Below are 16,326 nucleotides of genomic sequence, written 5' to 3'. Positions count from 1 at the left end.
TGCGGCAACGGGGGAATTGGTGGCGCGCGAACGCACCGGCGCGCCGACGCGCGCCGGTGCCGGGGTCTCAGTCCTCGTGTCCGAGCTGCAGGTCGCGCTCCGTGCGGCCGCCGCCGGCCACCTGGAGGACGGTGGCGACGGGCGGGTATCCGGCCGCGATGACGGTGTACTCGCCGGACGACAGGTCGACGAAGCGGAAGGTGCCGTCGGGTCCGGTGGTCAGGGTGTCCACCACGTTTCCGGCCGCGTCGAGCAGCGTCACGCGCGCGTCCTCCACGACCCGCCCGCCGCCGGCCCGCACCGTGCCGCGCAGCACGGCGCCGCCGGCCAGCTCGACGTCCTGGCGGGTCTCCCGGGCGGCCTGGACGCTGACGGGCAGGGCGGCCGGACGGAAGGCGGGGGCGCTGGCGGCGAGGGTGTACTCGCCGGCCACCAGCTCGGTGATGACGTAGCCGCCCTCGCGTCCGCTGCGGGTGGTGGAGACGACTTCGCCGTGGACGTTGGTGAGGGTGACGATCGCGTCGCGCACGGGGCTGCCGTCGGCGGTCAGCACGCTGCCCGCCAGGCGTCCGGCGCCGCCGAGGACGACGTCCAGTTCGACCGGGCGTTCCCCGACGGTCACGGAGACCGCCTGCGGCTGGTGGCCGCCCGCTGCGGCGATCATGACGTACGCTCCGGCGCCGGGCGTGGCCAGCGCGTACCGCCCGTCGTCGCCGCTGGCGCCCCGGCCGATCTGCTGGCCGCCGACGTCGATGAGGGTGAGCGCCGCGCGGGGCACGACGGTGCCGTCGGGGTGCTGCACCGTGCCGCAGACGGGGATGCCCGCGGCGTAGGGCGAGCGGGCCGGCGGGACCTGGGCGGCCGCCTGTGCCGCGGGCGCCGCCGAGTGGGCGGGCCGGCCGGCCTGTGCGGTCTCCGGCTCGGTGACGGGGGCGTGGTGGGACACCAGTGGTTTCTCCTTGAGGAAGAGGGCGATGACGAGCCCGAGGACGAGCACCGGCACCAGGTAGAGGAAGATCCGCGGCATGGCGTCGGCGTAGGCCCCGATGTAGGCGTCGCGCAGTGCCGGGGGCAGGGAGTGGACGAGCTGCGGGGTGATGGCCTCGGCGTCGGGGAGCCCGGCTCCGGCCTCGGCGGGGACCCGGTCGGCGAGGGCGTCGGTGAGGCGGCCCGCGAAGAGGGTGCCGAAGACGGCCGCGCCGACACTCCCGCCGATCTGGCGGAAGTAGTTGTTGGCGCTGGTGGCCGTGCCCAGGTCGGCGGGGCGCACGGAGTTCTGCACGGCGAGGACCAGGACCGGCATCACCATGCCGATGCCGGCGCCCAGGACGGCCATCCAGATGCTGTAGTGCAGCCGGGGCGTGTCGATGTCCAGCCGGGAGAGCAGCCACATGCCGACGACGGACAGGGCGCTGCCGAGGACGGGGTGGACGCGGTAGTGCCCGGTGCGGCTGATGAGCTGCCCGGAGACGATCGAGGCGACGACGATGCCGCCCATCATCGGCAGCATCAGCAGGCCGGACTCGGTGGCGCTGGCGCCGTCGACCATCTGCAGGAAGGTCGGCAGGTAGCTGGCGGCACCGAACAGGGCGACGCCGATGACGAGGCCGACCAGGCCCGTGACGTTGAAGACCGAGTCCCGGAACAGGCGCAGCGGGATCAGGGGTTCGGGTGCGAAGCGCTCGGCGACCAGGAAGAGGACCGTGGCTCCGGCGGCGCCCGCGGCGAGGCCGAGGATGGTCGCCGAGCCCCACTCGTACTCGGTGCCGCCCCAGCTGGTGAGCAGCACCAGGCAGGTGGAGGCGGCGGCCAGCAGCAGCGCGCCCAGGATGTCGAGGCGCGGTTTGACCCGCGGCCTGGGCAGCTTCAGGACGACGGCGACGACGGCCATGGTGACGAGGCCGAAGGGCACGTTGATGTAGAAGCACCAGCGCCAGGAGAGGTGGTCGGTGAAGTAGCCGCCCAGCAGGGGGCCCGCGACGGAGGCGAGCCCGAAGGCGGCGCCGATCAGTCCCATGAAGCGGCCGCGCTCCCGGGGCGGCACGATGTCCGCGATGATCGCCTGCACACCGATCATCAGGCCGCCCGCGCCGACACCCTGCACCGCGCGGAAGGCGATCAGCTGGTCCATGGTCTGCGCGCGCCCGGCGAGCGCCGAGCCGACGACGAAGACCAGGATGGCGAACTGGAAGACGCCCTTGCGCCCGAAGAGGTCGCCGAGCTTGCCGTAGATCGGCAGGCCGACGGTGGAGGTGAGCAGGTAGGCGGTGATCGCCCAGGACATCTTGTCCAGGCCGTGCAGCTCGCCGACGATCTTGGGCAGTGCCGTGGCGACGATCATCTGCTCGAGGGCCGCGAGCAGCAGCGCCAGCATCAGCCCGACGAAGACCAGCCGCACCCGGCGCGGGCTCAGCCCGGCCGTCGCCTCCGGTTCGGGGGCGGGTGGTCCGGGGGGTGCCTGGGACGTCCGGGGTACGTCGGCCGCGGCGACCGGTTGGTCCCGCACCGTGTCCTGCACCGGCTCCCGCACCGGGTCCTGCACCAGAGTGGTCCCGCCCACGTACCGCTCCCCTCGTCACACTTGCTCACATTTGCCGCCTGAGGCGACAACTGCGAACAAGTGCGATGAGTTACGGAAACGCGGCAGGTTCGTACGGAGATCACTCGAACCGGTGAGGCGGCCAACGGCCGCCCCACGCCTGCCTCTTGGCGGAAACGGCTACTTCTCGACCTCGGCGGCGAGCTTGGTGAGCACGGCGTCGTAGATCCGGGCCAGCCCCTTGGGCGCGAAGGTCTTCTCGAAGAAGCCGCCGACGCCGCCGGCCCCCTGCCAGGCGGTGTGGACGGAGACCCGGGCCTTGCCCTCGCCCGCCGGGACGACCCGCCAGGTGGTGACCATGGACGAGTTGCGGTCCTTCTCGACCAGCTCGCCGTCGGCCGGTTCGGTCACCTCCAGCAGGCAGTCGCGCACGCGCTTGCTGGTGGCCTGGAGCTTCCAGTGGACGAGGGTGCCCTCGCCGTCACCGCCCTCGCGGACCTCGTACTCGCTGAAGTGCTCGGGCAGCAGCTTCTCGCGGGTGCCGCTGTAGTCGGCAAGGGTGTCGAACACGGTCTCCGCGTCCGCCGCGACGATCCGTTCCGTCTCCGCCTCGACCTGCGCCATCGGGTCCCTCCAGGGCCTGGTTCTCGGGGTCGGGGCAAGCCAACCACCCCGCCGCCACGCCGCCAAATCCGGGGGCGTGAAGCGGCCCCGTGCGACTCACCCGCACGATCAAGGGAACAAGTGTTCTAATGTGTGGGCAGTGCTACCGAGGAGGCGTCAATGCGCTGGGAGAACCTCACGGACTCCGACCACGCCCGGGCCGCCGACCCCGCGCTGTTCGGCGCGGACGCGGTGACCACCCGTACCTTCGACACGCCCGAGTTCGCAGGCATCACCTTCCACGAGGTGCGGGCCCGCTCGATCCTCAACCGCGTGCCGGGGGCGTCCCGCATGCCGTTCGAATGGACGGTGAACCCCTACCGGGGTTGCTCGCACGCGTGTGTGTACTGCTTCGCGCGCAAGACGCACAGCTATCTGGACCTCGACACGGGACTCGGCTTCGACTCCCAGATCGTCGTCAAGGTGAACGCGCCGGAGCTGCTGCGCCGCCAACTGGCCTCGCGCCGCTGGCAGGGCGAGCACGTGGCGATGGGCACCAACGTCGACTGCTACCAGCGTGCGGAGGGCCACTACCGGCTGATGCCGGGCATCATCGAGGCGCTCACCGAGCGCGCCAACCCGTTCTCGATTCTCACCAAGGGCACGCTGGTCCTGCGCGACCTGGACCTGCTCACGCGGGCGGCGCGGGTGACGGACGTGGGCATCTCGGTGTCGGTCGGCTTCACCGACGCGCAGCTGTGGCGCACCGTGGAGCCGGGCACGCCCGCACCGGAGCGCCGGCTGGAGGTCGTGCGCGCCCTGGGCGAGCGCGGCATCGGCTGCGGCGTGCTGATGGCGCCGGTCGTCCCGTTCCTCGGCGACGAGCCCGCCCAGCTCAGGGCCACCGTCCGCGCGATCGCCGCCGCGGGGGCCACCTCGGTGACGCCACTGGTGCTGCACCTGCGGCCGGGCGCCCGGGAGTGGTTCATGGCCTGGCTCGCGCGGCACCACCCGCACCTGGTACGCCGATACGAGCGGCTGTACGCGGAGGGCGCCTACGCCCCGAAGTGGTACCAGCGCCGGATCACGCGCCAGGTGCACGACCTGGCCCGCGAGTACGGCATCGGCCCCACGCGCGCGGGCATGCCCCGCCGGATCACCGAGCCGCGGACACCGGAGCAGCCGCCGACGCCGGAACAGGCCGGACGGGCGGGCACCGGGCCGGTCCAGCTGTCGCTCATATAGGCCGTACTCATATAGGCCGTGCTCATATAGGCCGTGCTCACGCATAGGCGCGCTGAGAGCGACTGGTGCCAATTGGGGAGCATTGGAGGGCATCTCCCGGCCCAATTGGGTCAACAATCGACCGATCGCGTTCTCCGGAAGGTGCTGCCCGGGACGATCCGGCGAGGACCGCGCCCCGCGCGGACCGCAGCCTCGCCGTGCCGTGCCGGGAGCCCTGGGAGAACGCCATGAGACAACGCGCAGCCGTGCTGTGCGGCGCCGCCGTCATCGCCGCCGGGAGTGTCGCGGCCGTCCCCGCCGAAGCGGGAGCACCGCGCACGGCGGTCCCCGCCCCCGCGGCTGACCTGCGCTGGAAGGCGTGCGCCACGGACGACTACCCCACCCTCCAGTGCGCGTCCCTGGAGGTGCCGCTCGACCACGCGCGTCCGCGCGGGAGGCAGATCACGCTGGCGCTGTCCCGCGTCCCGCACACTGCCGGCACCTACCAGGGCCCCCTGCTGGTCAACCCCGGGGGACCCGGCGGCAGCGGGCGGACGCTCGCCGGTTTCGTGGCGTCCTCGCTGCCCGCGAAGGTGGCCGCCCAGTACGACGTCGTCGGCTTCGACCCGCGCGGCGTGGGCAGGAGCAGCCCCGCACTGGACTGCGCCCCGGGCCACTTCGACCCGGTGCGCCCGGACTCGCTGCCGGACACGCCGGACGTCGAGCGCGCCAACCTCGCGCGGGCCGAGTCGTTCGCCGACGCCTGCGGCGCCAAGTACGCGGACGTACTGCCGTACATCGACACCGTCGCCGCCGCGCGGGACATGGACGCGATCCGCGTGGCGCTCGGCGCGGAGGAGATCAGTTACTTCGGCTACTCGTACGGCACCTATCTGGGCGCCGTCTACGCCCGGCTCCACCCGGACCGGGTACGGCGGCTGGTGCTGGACTCCGTCGTCGGCCCGGACGACGTCTGGTACGACGCCAACCTCAACCAGGACCTCGCGTTCAACGACCGTCACCGGGCGTTCCTCGCCTGGGTCGCCGAGCACGACGCGGCGTACGGGCTGGGCACCGACCCGGAGCGGGTCGAGGCCGCGTGGTACGCCATGCGGACGGCGCTGGCCGAGAAGCCCGCGGGCGGGAAGGTCGGTGCCGCCGAGCTGGAGGACACCTATCTGCCGGGCGGCTACTACAACGGCTACTGGCCCTACCTGGCCGAGGCGTTCGCCGCGTACGCCGGCGACGGGGACACCGGCCCGCTGCTCGAGGCGTACGAGAACTTCGGGGCCCTGGACGCCTCCGGGGACAACGGCTACAGCGTCTACACCGCGGTGCAGTGCCGCGACGCGAGCTGGCCGCGCGACTGGGACGAGTGGCGCGACGACAGCTGGGACCTGTACGAGAAGGCGCCCTTCATGGTGTGGAACAACGCCTGGTACAACGCGCCGTGCGCGTTCTGGCCCGCTCCGCCGCGTCGGCCGGTGGACGTCACGAACGCCGAACTGCCTCCGGTACTGCTGTTCCAGGCGACCGGCGACGCGGCCACCCCCTACGAGGGCGGCGTCGCCGCGCACCGGATGCTGCGCGGCTCCGCCCTCGTCGTCGAGGAGGGCGGCGGGAACCACGGCATCACGCTGAGCGGGAACGCCTGCCTGGACGAGCACCTGGCCGCCTACCTGACGGACGGCACGGTGCCGCGCGGCGACGACGGCCGCGGCGGCGACGGCGACGGCGACGGCGACGGCGACGGCACGGCGGACGCCGTGTGCCCGGCGCTGCCGGACCCGGAGCCGCTCGGTTCCAGGGCGGCGTCGACGTCCTCGCGCGGTTCGACCCTGCACGGGCTGCTCGGCTTCCGCGGCTGACCGCCCGGCTCCCCCGCACCCGCGGGGGGGTTGTCAGTGCCGTGGTCCACGATGGACGCATGAGTGAGCTGACCAGGATCACCGCCCCCGAGGGCGTCGCGCCCGCCGCGCAGTACAGCCATGTCGTGCTGGGCACCGGGCGGTTCGTGGCCGTCTCGGGGCAGCTCGCCCTGGACGCGGACGGCGGGGTGGTCGGCGAGGTCGACGCGGCGGCCCAGGCCCGCCAGGTCTTCGAGAACCTGCGCCGGTGCCTGGCCTCGGCCGGGGCGACCTTCGACGACGTGGTGAAGCTGACCTTCTTCGTCACCGACATGGCGCACCTGGGCGCGATCCGCGCGGCCCGCGCCGAGCACATACCCGACGACCGGCTGCCGGCCGCCTCGGCGGTGCAGGTGGGCGCGCTGGTGCGGCCGGAGTTCCTGATGGAGATCGAGGCCCTCGCGGTCGTGGCCCCGTGAGCGGCGCGCGTTCGGGGGCCGGGGTCCGGGTGCGGGAGATGCTCCTCGCGGACTGCGAGCAGGTGGCCCGCATCCGCGTCCGCGGCTGGCAGACGGCCTACCGGGGCCTGGTGCCGCAGTCGTACCTCGACGCGATGGACACCGCGGAGGAGACCGGGCGTCGCCGCGCGCTGTTCGCCCGCGCCCCGGAGGGCACGGTGAACCTGGTCGCCGAGGACGGCGACGGCCAGGTCGTCGGCTGGGCCGTCCACGGCCCCTACCGCGAGGGCGAACTGCGTACCGCCGACGCCGAGTTGTACGCGCTCTACGTCGACCCCGGGCGGGCCGGCGCGGGCGTCGGGCGGGCCCTGCTCGGGGAGGCGGTGCGCCGGTGCGGGGAGGCCGGGCACACCCGCATGCTCCTGTGGGTGCTCCGGGGCAACACCCGCGCCCGGCGCTTCTACGAGCGGTCGGGCTTCGGCCCCGACGGCACCGAGGAGCCCTTCGAGGTGGAGGGAGTGGCGGTGCCCGAGGTGCGGTACGCACGGCACCTCACCGGCTGACGGCCCGCCACCCCCGCGCTCACCGCCATCCCCGCGGCCGCCGGGTCCTCAGCGCTGCCCAGGGATGCGGGTCAGCGCCCGCACCGCCGCCTCGGCGAGCGCGGGGTGGGCCAGGGCGTCGTTGAGGACGGGCCCGGCACGGTCGTCGCCGAGGGCGCCGAGGCCCTCGACGCAGGCCAGCGCCACCCGCCGGTAGGGGTCGCGCGGGCGCAGCCGCCGCTCCAGCGTGGTGATCAGCGCGGGCACCGCCTCGGGCGCCCGCAGCTCCACCAGCAGCCGCACCGGGTGCAGGGCGTAGGCGACCCGCAGTTCGTTGGTGGCGAGGGCGGCGGCGGCCCGCGCGGTGCGGGGGTCGCCGAGGCGTGCGAGGGCGTGGGCGGCCGAGGCGCAGCGCGGCGGGTCGCGGTGGTTGAGCAGCAGTACGAGCGACTCGAAGGCCCGCCGGTCCCCCGCGACCCCGAGCCGGAAGGCGGCCAGTTCCCGGGCCCAGAGCGGATGTCCGGGCTCGGTGAGCACTCGGGCCAGCTCGTCGTGGTCCCCGCTCGCCACGAGACGGTCGTATGCCGCCGTGGCGCCCGGCACGCCCGAGGCCGCCGACTCCGCCCGTAAGCGCTCCGTGAGCGATCGCAACTCTTCGTCCATGCCCCCGAGGTTAGAGGCGTCACACCGGGTCTGGGACCTGCATCACGAACCCGGGGGGCTGGCGCGCTCGTTACCCGCGAGTTAACCTCAGACGAGCGGGACACCCACCCGCTGCACCCTCACGGTGGTCTGGTGACGCGGCCGCCGAGGGACAGTCGGTCCGGTACCTCGGGTACCGCACCAGGACGCGGCCCCGGGACAGGGCCGGTCACAGGCCGCCGGGCGGGCGCGTCACAGCGCCCTCCGCCGCGGCACCGGGCGTGTGCGCGATGCGGCCCGGCACCACCCGCACTCCTTCCTTCTCCCCGACACACCCGGTACGCCTGTCGCGCGCCCGGGCGTGTTCCGTCGTCACCCTCATTCCTGGAGTCCCACGATGGCCACTCCCCCGTCCCACGTCCCCCTGTCCCCGCTCCGGACCGTCGCCGTGGTCGGCCTCGGCACCATGGGCACGGGCATCACCGAGGTCCTGGCCAGGGCCGGACGCGACGTCGTCGGCATCGACGTCGGCGAGGCGCAGACCGCGAGGGCACTCGCCGCGCTGGAGTCCTCCACGGCCCGCGCCGTCGAGCGCGGCCGCCTCACCGCCGAGGACCGCGCCGACGCCCTGGCCCGCGTCCGCACCTCCACCGATCTGCGCGCGGCGGCCGGTGCCGACCTGGTGATCGAGGTGGTCCCGGAGTCGTACGAGAGCAAGCAGCAGGTCTTCAGGGAGCTGGACGGCATCGTGCGCCCGGAGACGATCCTGGCGACCGGGACCAACGCCCTGTCCGTCACGCGGCTCGCCGCCGACTCGTCGCGCCCGGAGCGGGTGCTCGGCCTGCACTTCTTCAACCCGGCCCCGGCGATGCGCCTGGTCGAGGTGGTCTCCTCGGTGCTGACCTCCCCGGCCGCCGTCGCCGCGGTCACCGACCTCGCGCAGGACCTGGGCAAGGAGCCCGTGGCGGTCGGCGACCGGCCCGGATTCGTCGCGGACGGCCTGCTGTTCGGCTACCTCAACCAGGCCGCCGCGATGTACGAGGCCGGCTACGCCTCCCGCGAGGACATCGACGCGGCGATGCGGCTCGGCTGCGGCCTGCCGATGGGGCCGCTGGCCCTGCTCGACCTGGTCGGCGTGGACACCGCGCGCACGGTCCTGGAGGCCATGTACGCGGCCTCCCGCGACCGCCTGCACGCCCCCGCGCCGATCCTGAGGCAGTTGAGCGAGGCGGGCCTGACGGGCCGCAAGGCGGGGCGCGGCTTCTACACCTACGAGGCACCGGGCAGCGCGGTCGTCGTGCCCGACGCCCTGACACCGCGCGGGAGCGGCACCCCGGTCGCCGGCCGTCCGGTGCGCGCGGTCGGTGTCGCCGGTTCGGGCACCATGGCGTCCGGGATCGCGGAGGTGTTCGCCAAGGCCGGGTACGAGGTGGTGCTCGCCGCCCGCAGCGCGGAGAAGGCGCAGGCCGCCAAGGCACGGATCGGCACGTCCCTGACACGCTCCGTCGACCGGGGGCGCCTGAGTGCCGAGGCCGCCGCGCGGACGCTGGAGCTGATCACGCCGACCGGGTCCTACGACGACTTCGCCGACGTGGACCTGGCGGTGGAGGCCGTCGCCGAGGACCTGGAGGTGAAGCGGCAGTTGTTCGCCGCGCTGGACAAGGCCTGCAAGCCGGGCGCGGTGCTGGCCACCACCACGTCCTCGCTGCCGGTCGTCGCCTGCGCCCGCGCCACCTCGCGCCCGCAGGACGTGATCGGCATGCACTTCTTCAACCCGGCCCCGGCGATGAAGCTGGTCGAGGTGGTCCGCACGGTGCTGACGTCCGACGAGGTGCACGCCACCGTCCGCGAGGTCTGCGCGAAGGTGCGCAAGCACGCCGTGGACTGCGGCGACCGGGCGGGGTTCATCGTGAACGCGCTGCTGTTCCCGTACCTCAACAACGCGGTCAAGATGGTGCAGGAGCACTACGCGTCGCTCGACGACATCGACGCGGCGATGAAGCTGGGCGGCGGCTATCCGATGGGCCCCTTCGAACTGCTCGACGTGGTCGGTCTCGACGTCTCGCTGGCCATCGAGAAGGTCCTGCACCGGGAGTTCCGCGATCCGGGGCTGGCCCCGGCACCGCTGCTCGAGCACCTGGTGGCCGCGGGCTGCCTCGGCCGCAAGACCGGCCGGGGCTTCCGCGAACATGCCCGCCGCTGAGCGGCCGGGCGACTGGTTCCGGACGACCGGGGAGGACTGGGGCGGTCTGCTGGGTCAGTCCGGGTCTCCCCCGCCCCGCGAGGACGGGGCCCGCCTTTCCTGCGAGGACGGATCCCGTCTTCCCCGCGAGGACGGGTCCCGCCTTCCCCACGAGGACGGGCCGCCTCCCCGCGGGGGCGGGGGAATCCCCGGTCACGCGCATGATTGCGCGCACATGCAGTACGTTCGGTTCATGCCCCAGCCCGCCAAGTCCTCACGTACACCAGCCACGCCCGACGCGCCGGAGAGCGCGGCCGGCAGCCGAGCCGCCGCCCAGCGGCTCAGAATGCGCCGGGAACTGGCTGCGGCGGCCATGGAGCTGTTCGCGACCAAGGGGTACGAGGCGACCACCGTCGACGAGATCGCGGCCCGCGCCGGAGTCGCCCGCCGCACCTTCTTCCGCCACTTCCGTTCCAAGGAGGAGGCGATCTTCCCGGACCACGACGACACCCTGGTGCGCGCCGAGGCGGTGCTCAACGCGGCGCCCGCGCACGAGCACCCGCTGGACACGGTGTGCCGGGGCATCAAGGAGGTCATGAAGATGTACGCGGGCCGGCCGGAGATCTCGGTCGCCCGCTACAAGCTGACGCGTGAGGTCCCCACCCTGCGCGAGGCGGAGATCGCGTCGGTGGCCCGCTACGAGCGCCTGTTCACCCGCTACCTGCTCGGCCACTTCGACGAGCACGCGCACGACGACGACGCCAACGACGACCCGCTGCTCGCGGAGGTGGCCGCGTCCGCCGTGGTCACCGCGCACAACCACGTGCTGCGGCGCTGGCTGCGGGCCGACGGGCAGGGCGACGTCGAGGCGCAGCTCGACCACGCGTTCGCGATCGTCCGCAAGACCTTCGGGACGGGCATCGGAGCGGGGCGCGGCACCACGGCCCCCGGCCGCGTGGACGCGCCGTCGGCCTCCGTGCGGGACGAGGTACTGGTGACGGTCGCGCGGACCGACGCGCCGCTGCACGAGGTCATGCGCACCATCGAGCAGGCGCTCAGGGACCGCTGACCGTTCCTTCCCTCCTGTGACGACGGCCACCCACCGGGTGGCCGTCTTTGCATGTCGGCGTCCCTTTCTGTCCCGTTTTCCGTCCCGTTCGTGATCTCCTTCTGGCAGCACTCCGATCGATCATCGCTCATCTGTCGGGTAAAGAATTCACTTGAGGGCAGTTTCTGGCACTCAGTGCCTTGCGAGGTGACACGCGGTGTCATACGTTGAAGGTGTCCGGGCTGTCCCCGCACCTCATCCGCTGCGCGCCCGAACGCCTGCGTCACAGGCACCCACCCTCACCTCAGCAGCACCGACGTACCCCTCAGCGCCCCTCCCTCAGGGCGCTCACCGCCGGAGGCAACACCGTGACCGTGAAGGACATCCTGGACGCGATCCAGTCGCCCGACTCCACGCCGGCCGACATCGCCGCTCTGCCGCTCCCCGAGTCGTACCGCGCGATCACCGTGCACAAGGACGAGACGGAGATGTTCGCGGGCCTCGAGACCCGCGACAAGGACCCCCGCAAGTCGATCCACCTGGACGAGGTGCCGCTGCCGGAACTCGGCCCCGGCGAGGCCCTGGTGGCCGTCATGGCCTCCTCGGTCAACTACAACTCGGTGTGGACCTCGATCTTCGAGCCGCTGTCGACCTTCGGCTTCCTGGAGCGCTACGGCCGCACCAGCGAGCTGGCCAAGCGCCACGACCTGCCGTACCACGTCATCGGCTCCGACCTCGCGGGCGTCGTCCTGCGCACCGGCCCCGGCGTCAACGCCTGGCGGCCGGGCGACGAGGTCGTCGCGCACTGCCTCTCCGTCGAACTGGAGTCGTCCGACGGCCACAACGACACGATGCTCGACCCCGAGCAGCGCATCTGGGGCTTCGAGACCAACTTCGGCGGCCTCGCGGAGATCGCGCTGGTCAAGTCCAACCAGCTGATGCCCAAGCCCGGCCACCTCAGCTGGGAGGAGGCCGCCGCTCCCGGCCTGGTCAACTCCACCGCGTACCGGCAGCTGGTCTCCCGCAACGGCGCCGGCCTGAAGCAGGGCGACAACGTGCTGATCTGGGGCGCGAGCGGCGGACTCGGCTCGTACGCCACCCAGTTCGCGCTGGCCGGCGGCGCCAACCCGGTCTGTGTCGTCTCCAGCGAGCAGAAGGCCGGCATCTGCCGGTCCATGGGCGCCGAGGCGATCATCGACCGCAGCGCCGAGGGCTACCGGTTCTGGAAGGACGAGCACACCCAGGACCCCAAGGAGTGGAAGCGCTTCGGCAAGCGCATCCGCGAACTCACCGGCGGCGAGGACATCGACATCGTCTTCGAGCACCCCGGCCGCGAGACCTTCGGCGCCTCCGTCTTCGTCACCCGCAAGGGCGGCACCATCACCACCTGCGCCTCGACCTCGGGCTACCTGCACGAGTACGACAACCGCTACCTGTGGATGTCCCTGAAGCGCATCATCGGCTCCCACTTCGCCAACTACCGCGAGGCCTGGGAGGCCAACCGCCTCATCGCCAAGGGGAAGATCCACCCGACGCTCTCCAAGGTGTACTCCCTGGAGGAGACCGGCCAGGCCGCCCACGACGTCCACCGCAACGCCCACCAGGGCAAGGTCGGCGTGCTGTGCCTGGCGCCCGAGGAGGGGCTGGGCGTGCGCGACCCGGAGAAGCGGGCGCAGCACGCCGACGCCATCAACCGCTTCCGGAACGTCTGAGGAGCGCCGCGTGACCGAACGTCACAAGGACCGGCCGTGGCTGATGCGCACCTACGCCGGTCACTCCACGGCCGAAGCCTCCAACGAGCTGTACCGGCGCAACCTCGCCAAGGGCCAGACGGGTCTGTCGGTCGCCTTCGACCTGCCGACCCAGACCGGCTACGACTCCGACCACGTCCTCGCCCGCGGCGAGGTCGGCCGGGTCGGCGTGCCCGTCGCGCACCTCGGTGACATGCGCCGGCTGTTCCAGGACATCCCCCTGGAGCAGATGAACACCTCGATGACCATCAACGCCACCGCCATGTGGCTGCTGGCCCTCTACCAGGTCGTCGCCGAGGAGCAGGGCGCGGACGTCACCAGGCTCAGCGGCACGACGCAGAACGACATCGTCAAGGAGTACCTGTCCCGCGGGACGCACGTCTTCCCGCCGGGACCGTCGCTCCGCCTGACGACCGACATGATCGCGTACACGGTCTCCCACCTGCCCCGGTGGAACCCGATCAACATCTGCAGCTACCACTTGCAGGAGGCGGGCGCCACGCCGGTGCAGGAGATCGCGTACGCGATGTCCACGGCGATCGCCGTGCTCGACGCGGTGCGCGACAGCGGCCAGGTGCCCGAGGAGCGCATGGGCGACGTCGTCGGCCGCATCTCGTTCTTCGTGAACGCGGGAGTCCGGTTCGTCGAGGAGATGTGCAAGATGCGCGCCTTCGGCCGCATCTGGGACCGCGTCACCCGCGAGCGGTACGGCATCGAGGACCCCCGGCACCGCCGCTTCCGCTACGGCGTCCAGGTCAACTCCCTCGGCCTGACCGAGGCTCAGCCGGAGAACAACGTCCAGCGGATCGTGCTCGAGATGCTGGCCGTCACCCTCTCCAAGGACGCCCGCGCGCGTGCCGTGCAGCTGCCGGCCTGGAACGAGGCGCTGGGCCTGCCCCGCCCCTGGGACCAGCAGTGGTCGCTGCGGATCCAGCAGGTGCTGGCGCACGAGAGCGATCTGCTGGAGTACGAGGACATCTTCGAGGGCTCGAAGGTGATCGGGGCGAAGGTCGACGAACTGGTCGAGGCGGCGTTCGCGGAGATCGGCCGCATCGAGGAGATGGGCGGCGCGATGGCCGCCGTCGAGTCCGGGTACCTCAAGTCCCAGCTGGTCGCCTCGCACGCCGAACGCCGGGCCCGGATCGAGTCCGGGGAGGAAAAGATCATCGGTGTCAACGCCTTCGAGGGCACCGAGCCGAACCCGCTGACCGCAGACCTGGACACCGCGATCGAGACGGTCGACCCGGCGGTGGAGGCCCGTGTCGTCGCCTCGCTGCAGAACTGGCGCGACACGCGCTACCAGCCGCCCTTCAACCACCCGCGCCCCTGCAAGGCCCTGGAGAGGCTGAAGGAGACCGCGCGCGGCACCGGCAACCTCATGGAGGCCACCCTGGAGTGCGCCAGGGCCGGTGCCACGACCGGCGAGTGGGCGGGGGCGCTGCGCGAGGTGTTCGGCGAGTTCCGGGCGCCGACCGGCGTGTCGTCGGCACCGGTCGCGGTCACCGCCGAGGAGGGCTCCGCGCTGTCCGAGGTGCGCCGCAGGGTGGAGCTGACGGCCAAGGAGATGGGCGTCGGCAAGCTCCGCTTCCTGGTCGGCAAGCCCGGCCTGGACGGCCACTCCAACGGCGCCGAACAGATCGCCGTGCGCGCCCGTGACGCCGGGTTCGAGGTGGTCTACCAGGGCATCCGGCTCACCCCGGAGCAGATCGTGGACGCCGCCCTCGCGGAGGACGTGCACGCGGTGGGCCTGTCCGTGCTGTCCGGCTCGCACGCGCGGCTCGTGCCGGACGTCCTGGAACGGCTCCGTGTGGCCGGTGCCACAGACATCCCGGTGATCGCCGGTGGCATCATCCCGAACGGTGACGCGGAGGACCTGCGGGCCGCGGGAGTGGCCGCGGTCTTCACCCCGAAGGACTTCGACATCACCGGCATCATCGGCCGGATCGTCGACGAGATCCGGAACGCGAACAAGCTCGACCCCCTGGAGGTCCCCGCATGACCAGCCCCGCTCCCCAGGTCGACCGGCTCCGCCCCCGGCGCTCCTGCCTGGCCGTACCGGGCTCGAACCCCCGCTTCCTGGAGAAGGCCCAGGGCCTCCCCGCGGACCAGGTCTTCCTCGACCTGGAGGACGCCTGCGCGCCGCTCGCCAAGCCGGAGGCACGGCACACGATCGTCAAGTTCCTGAACGAGGGCGACTGGACCGGCAAGACCCGCGTCGTGCGCGTCAACGACTGGACGACCGAGTGGACGTACCGCGACGTGGTGACGGTGGTGGAGGGCGCGGGCCCGAACCTGGACTGCATCATGCTCCCGAAGGTCCAGGACGCCCAGCAGGTCGTCGCGCTCGACCTCCTCCTCACCCAGATCGAGAAGACGATGGGCTTCGAGGTCGGCCGGATCGGCATCGAGGCGCAGATCGAGAACGCGCGGGGCCTGAACAACGTCAACGCGATCGCCGAGGCCTCCCCGCGTGTGGAGACCATCATCTTCGGCCCGGCCGACTTCATGGCGTCCATCAACATGAAGTCCCTGGTCGTGGGCGAGCAGCCGCCCGGCTACCCCGCCGACGCCTACCACTTCATCCTGATGAAGATCCTGATGGCCGCCCGCGCCAACGACCTCCAGGCGATCGACGGCCCCTACCTGCAGATCCGCAACGTGGACGGCTACCGCGAGGTCGCCCGGCGCGCCGCCGCCCTCGGCTTCGACGGCAAGTGGGTGCTGCACCCGGGCCAGGTCGAGGCGTCCAACGAGATCTTCTCGCCGTCCCAGGAGGACTACGACCACGCCGAGCTGATCCTGGACGCGTACGACTACTACACGTCCGAGGCGGGCGGCAGGAAGGGCTCGGCGATGCTCGGCGACGAGATGATCGACGAGGCCAGCCGCAAGATGGCGCTGGTCGTCTCCGGCAAGGGCCGTGCGGCCGGCATGCGGCGCACGTCGAAGTTCGAGATCCCGGAGGGCTGAGGGCGATGCAGTTCGGACGCACCTACGAGGAGTTCGAGGTCGGGGCGGTGTACAAGCACTGGCCGGGCAAGACGGTCACGGAGTACGACGACCACCTGTTCTGTCTGCTCACCATGAACCACCACCCCCTCCACATGGACGCCAACTACGCCGAGAAGACGACGGACTTCGGCAAGAACGTGGTGGTGGGGAACTACGTCTACTCGCTCCTGCTCGGCATGTCCGTGCCGGACGTCTCCGGCAAGGCGATCGCCAATCTGGAGATCGAGTCGCTCCGGCACGTGGCGCCGACCTTCCACGGCGACACGGTCTACGGCCAGACGACCGTGCTCGACAAGTGGCCGTCCAGGTCGAAGAACGACCGCGGGATCGTGCACGTCGAGACCAGAGGCTACAAGCAGGACGGCACGCTGGTCTGCGTCTTCCGCCGCAAGGTGATGGTGCCGACCGCGACCTACATCAAGGAGCGCGGCGGCGAACAGCCGGGCCGCCCCGAGCTGAAGGAACAGGGGAAGTAGGC

The 16,326-nt window shown here is 72.1% G+C and carries 13 protein-coding genes; 10 read left to right on the top strand and 3 right to left on the bottom strand.

Features of this window, described 5'->3' with window-relative positions:
- Positions 1 to 67 precede the first annotated feature (67 nt).
- Both HZS56_RS10645 and HZS56_RS10640 read right to left on the bottom strand, forming a co-directional pair.
- The gene (locus HZS56_RS10645) at positions 68 to 2,560 is read right to left on the bottom strand and encodes an MFS transporter (RefSeq protein ID WP_216720488.1); all 2,493 of its coding nucleotides are present in this window, start codon (positions 2,558 to 2,560) and stop codon (positions 68 to 70) included.
- Between the two features lie 159 nt (positions 2,561 to 2,719).
- On the bottom strand, positions 2,720 to 3,163 hold the full coding sequence (locus tag HZS56_RS10640) for an SRPBCC family protein (RefSeq protein ID WP_216720487.1): 444 nt from the start codon (positions 3,161 to 3,163) through the stop codon (positions 2,720 to 2,722).
- Between the two features lie 159 nt (positions 3,164 to 3,322).
- Here HZS56_RS10640 and HZS56_RS10635 point away from each other — a divergent pair, with 159 nt between their 5' ends.
- The 4 genes from HZS56_RS10635 (at position 3,323) to HZS56_RS10620 (ending at position 7,234) form a co-directional block, all read left to right on the top strand.
- The gene (locus HZS56_RS10635; RefSeq protein WP_216720486.1) at positions 3,323 to 4,387 is read left to right on the top strand and encodes an Rv2578c family radical SAM protein; all 1,065 of its coding nucleotides are present in this window, start codon (positions 3,323 to 3,325) and stop codon (positions 4,385 to 4,387) included.
- A gap of 227 nt (positions 4,388 to 4,614) precedes the next feature.
- A complete protein-coding gene (locus HZS56_RS10630; protein WP_216720485.1) occupies positions 4,615 to 6,234 on the top strand; it encodes an alpha/beta hydrolase in 1,620 nt (539 codons plus the stop codon).
- A gap of 59 nt (positions 6,235 to 6,293) precedes the next feature.
- Positions 6,294 to 6,692 carry a RidA family protein gene (locus tag HZS56_RS10625; protein ID WP_216720484.1) on the top strand — a complete coding sequence of 133 codons (399 nt, stop codon included), beginning with the start codon at positions 6,294 to 6,296 and terminating at the stop codon, positions 6,690 to 6,692.
- Positions 6,693 to 6,730: 38 nt separating this feature from the next.
- A complete protein-coding gene (locus HZS56_RS10620) occupies positions 6,731 to 7,234 on the top strand; it encodes a GNAT family N-acetyltransferase (protein ID WP_216720504.1) in 504 nt (167 codons plus the stop codon).
- A 48-nt stretch (positions 7,235 to 7,282) separates the two neighbouring features.
- On the opposite strand, the gene HZS56_RS10615 is transcribed toward HZS56_RS10620, so the two are convergent.
- A complete protein-coding gene (locus tag HZS56_RS10615) occupies positions 7,283 to 7,876 on the bottom strand; it encodes an adenylosuccinate lyase (RefSeq protein WP_216720483.1) in 594 nt (197 codons plus the stop codon).
- 376 nt (positions 7,877 to 8,252) lie between these two features.
- Here HZS56_RS10615 and HZS56_RS10610 point away from each other — a divergent pair, with 376 nt between their 5' ends.
- The 6 genes from HZS56_RS10610 (at position 8,253) to HZS56_RS10585 (ending at position 16,324) form a co-directional block, all read left to right on the top strand.
- Positions 8,253 to 10,058: a 3-hydroxyacyl-CoA dehydrogenase family protein gene (locus HZS56_RS10610; RefSeq protein WP_216720482.1), complete on the top strand. Its 1,806-nt coding sequence runs from the start codon at positions 8,253 to 8,255 to the stop codon at positions 10,056 to 10,058.
- Between the two features lie 232 nt (positions 10,059 to 10,290).
- Positions 10,291 to 11,106 (top strand): TetR family transcriptional regulator, encoded by an 816-nt coding sequence (locus HZS56_RS10605; protein WP_253914042.1) that lies wholly within the window; start codon positions 10,291 to 10,293, stop codon positions 11,104 to 11,106.
- Between the two features lie 347 nt (positions 11,107 to 11,453).
- A complete protein-coding gene (ccrA, locus tag HZS56_RS10600; protein ID WP_216720480.1) occupies positions 11,454 to 12,797 on the top strand; it encodes a crotonyl-CoA carboxylase/reductase in 1,344 nt (447 codons plus the stop codon).
- A 10-nt stretch (positions 12,798 to 12,807) separates the two neighbouring features.
- Positions 12,808 to 14,835, top strand: coding sequence for an ethylmalonyl-CoA mutase (locus HZS56_RS10595; RefSeq protein WP_216720479.1), 2,028 nt, complete (start codon positions 12,808 to 12,810; stop codon positions 14,833 to 14,835).
- Positions 14,832 to 15,806 (top strand): HpcH/HpaI aldolase/citrate lyase family protein, encoded by a 975-nt coding sequence (locus tag HZS56_RS10590; protein WP_216720478.1) that lies wholly within the window; start codon positions 14,832 to 14,834, stop codon positions 15,804 to 15,806. The genes HZS56_RS10595 and HZS56_RS10590 overlap by 4 nt, the downstream gene beginning before the upstream one ends.
- Before the next feature lie 5 nt (positions 15,807 to 15,811).
- The gene (locus HZS56_RS10585; protein WP_216720477.1) at positions 15,812 to 16,324 is read left to right on the top strand and encodes a MaoC family dehydratase; all 513 of its coding nucleotides are present in this window, start codon (positions 15,812 to 15,814) and stop codon (positions 16,322 to 16,324) included.
- Positions 16,325 to 16,326 lie beyond the last annotated feature (2 nt).

Source organism: Streptomyces mayonensis (assembly GCF_018982965.1).
Lineage (GTDB): Bacteria > Actinomycetota > Actinomycetes > Streptomycetales > Streptomycetaceae > Streptomyces > Streptomyces mayonensis.
Note: the sequence above shows the minus strand (reverse complement) of the source record. Positions and strands in the feature narration are given on the sequence as shown.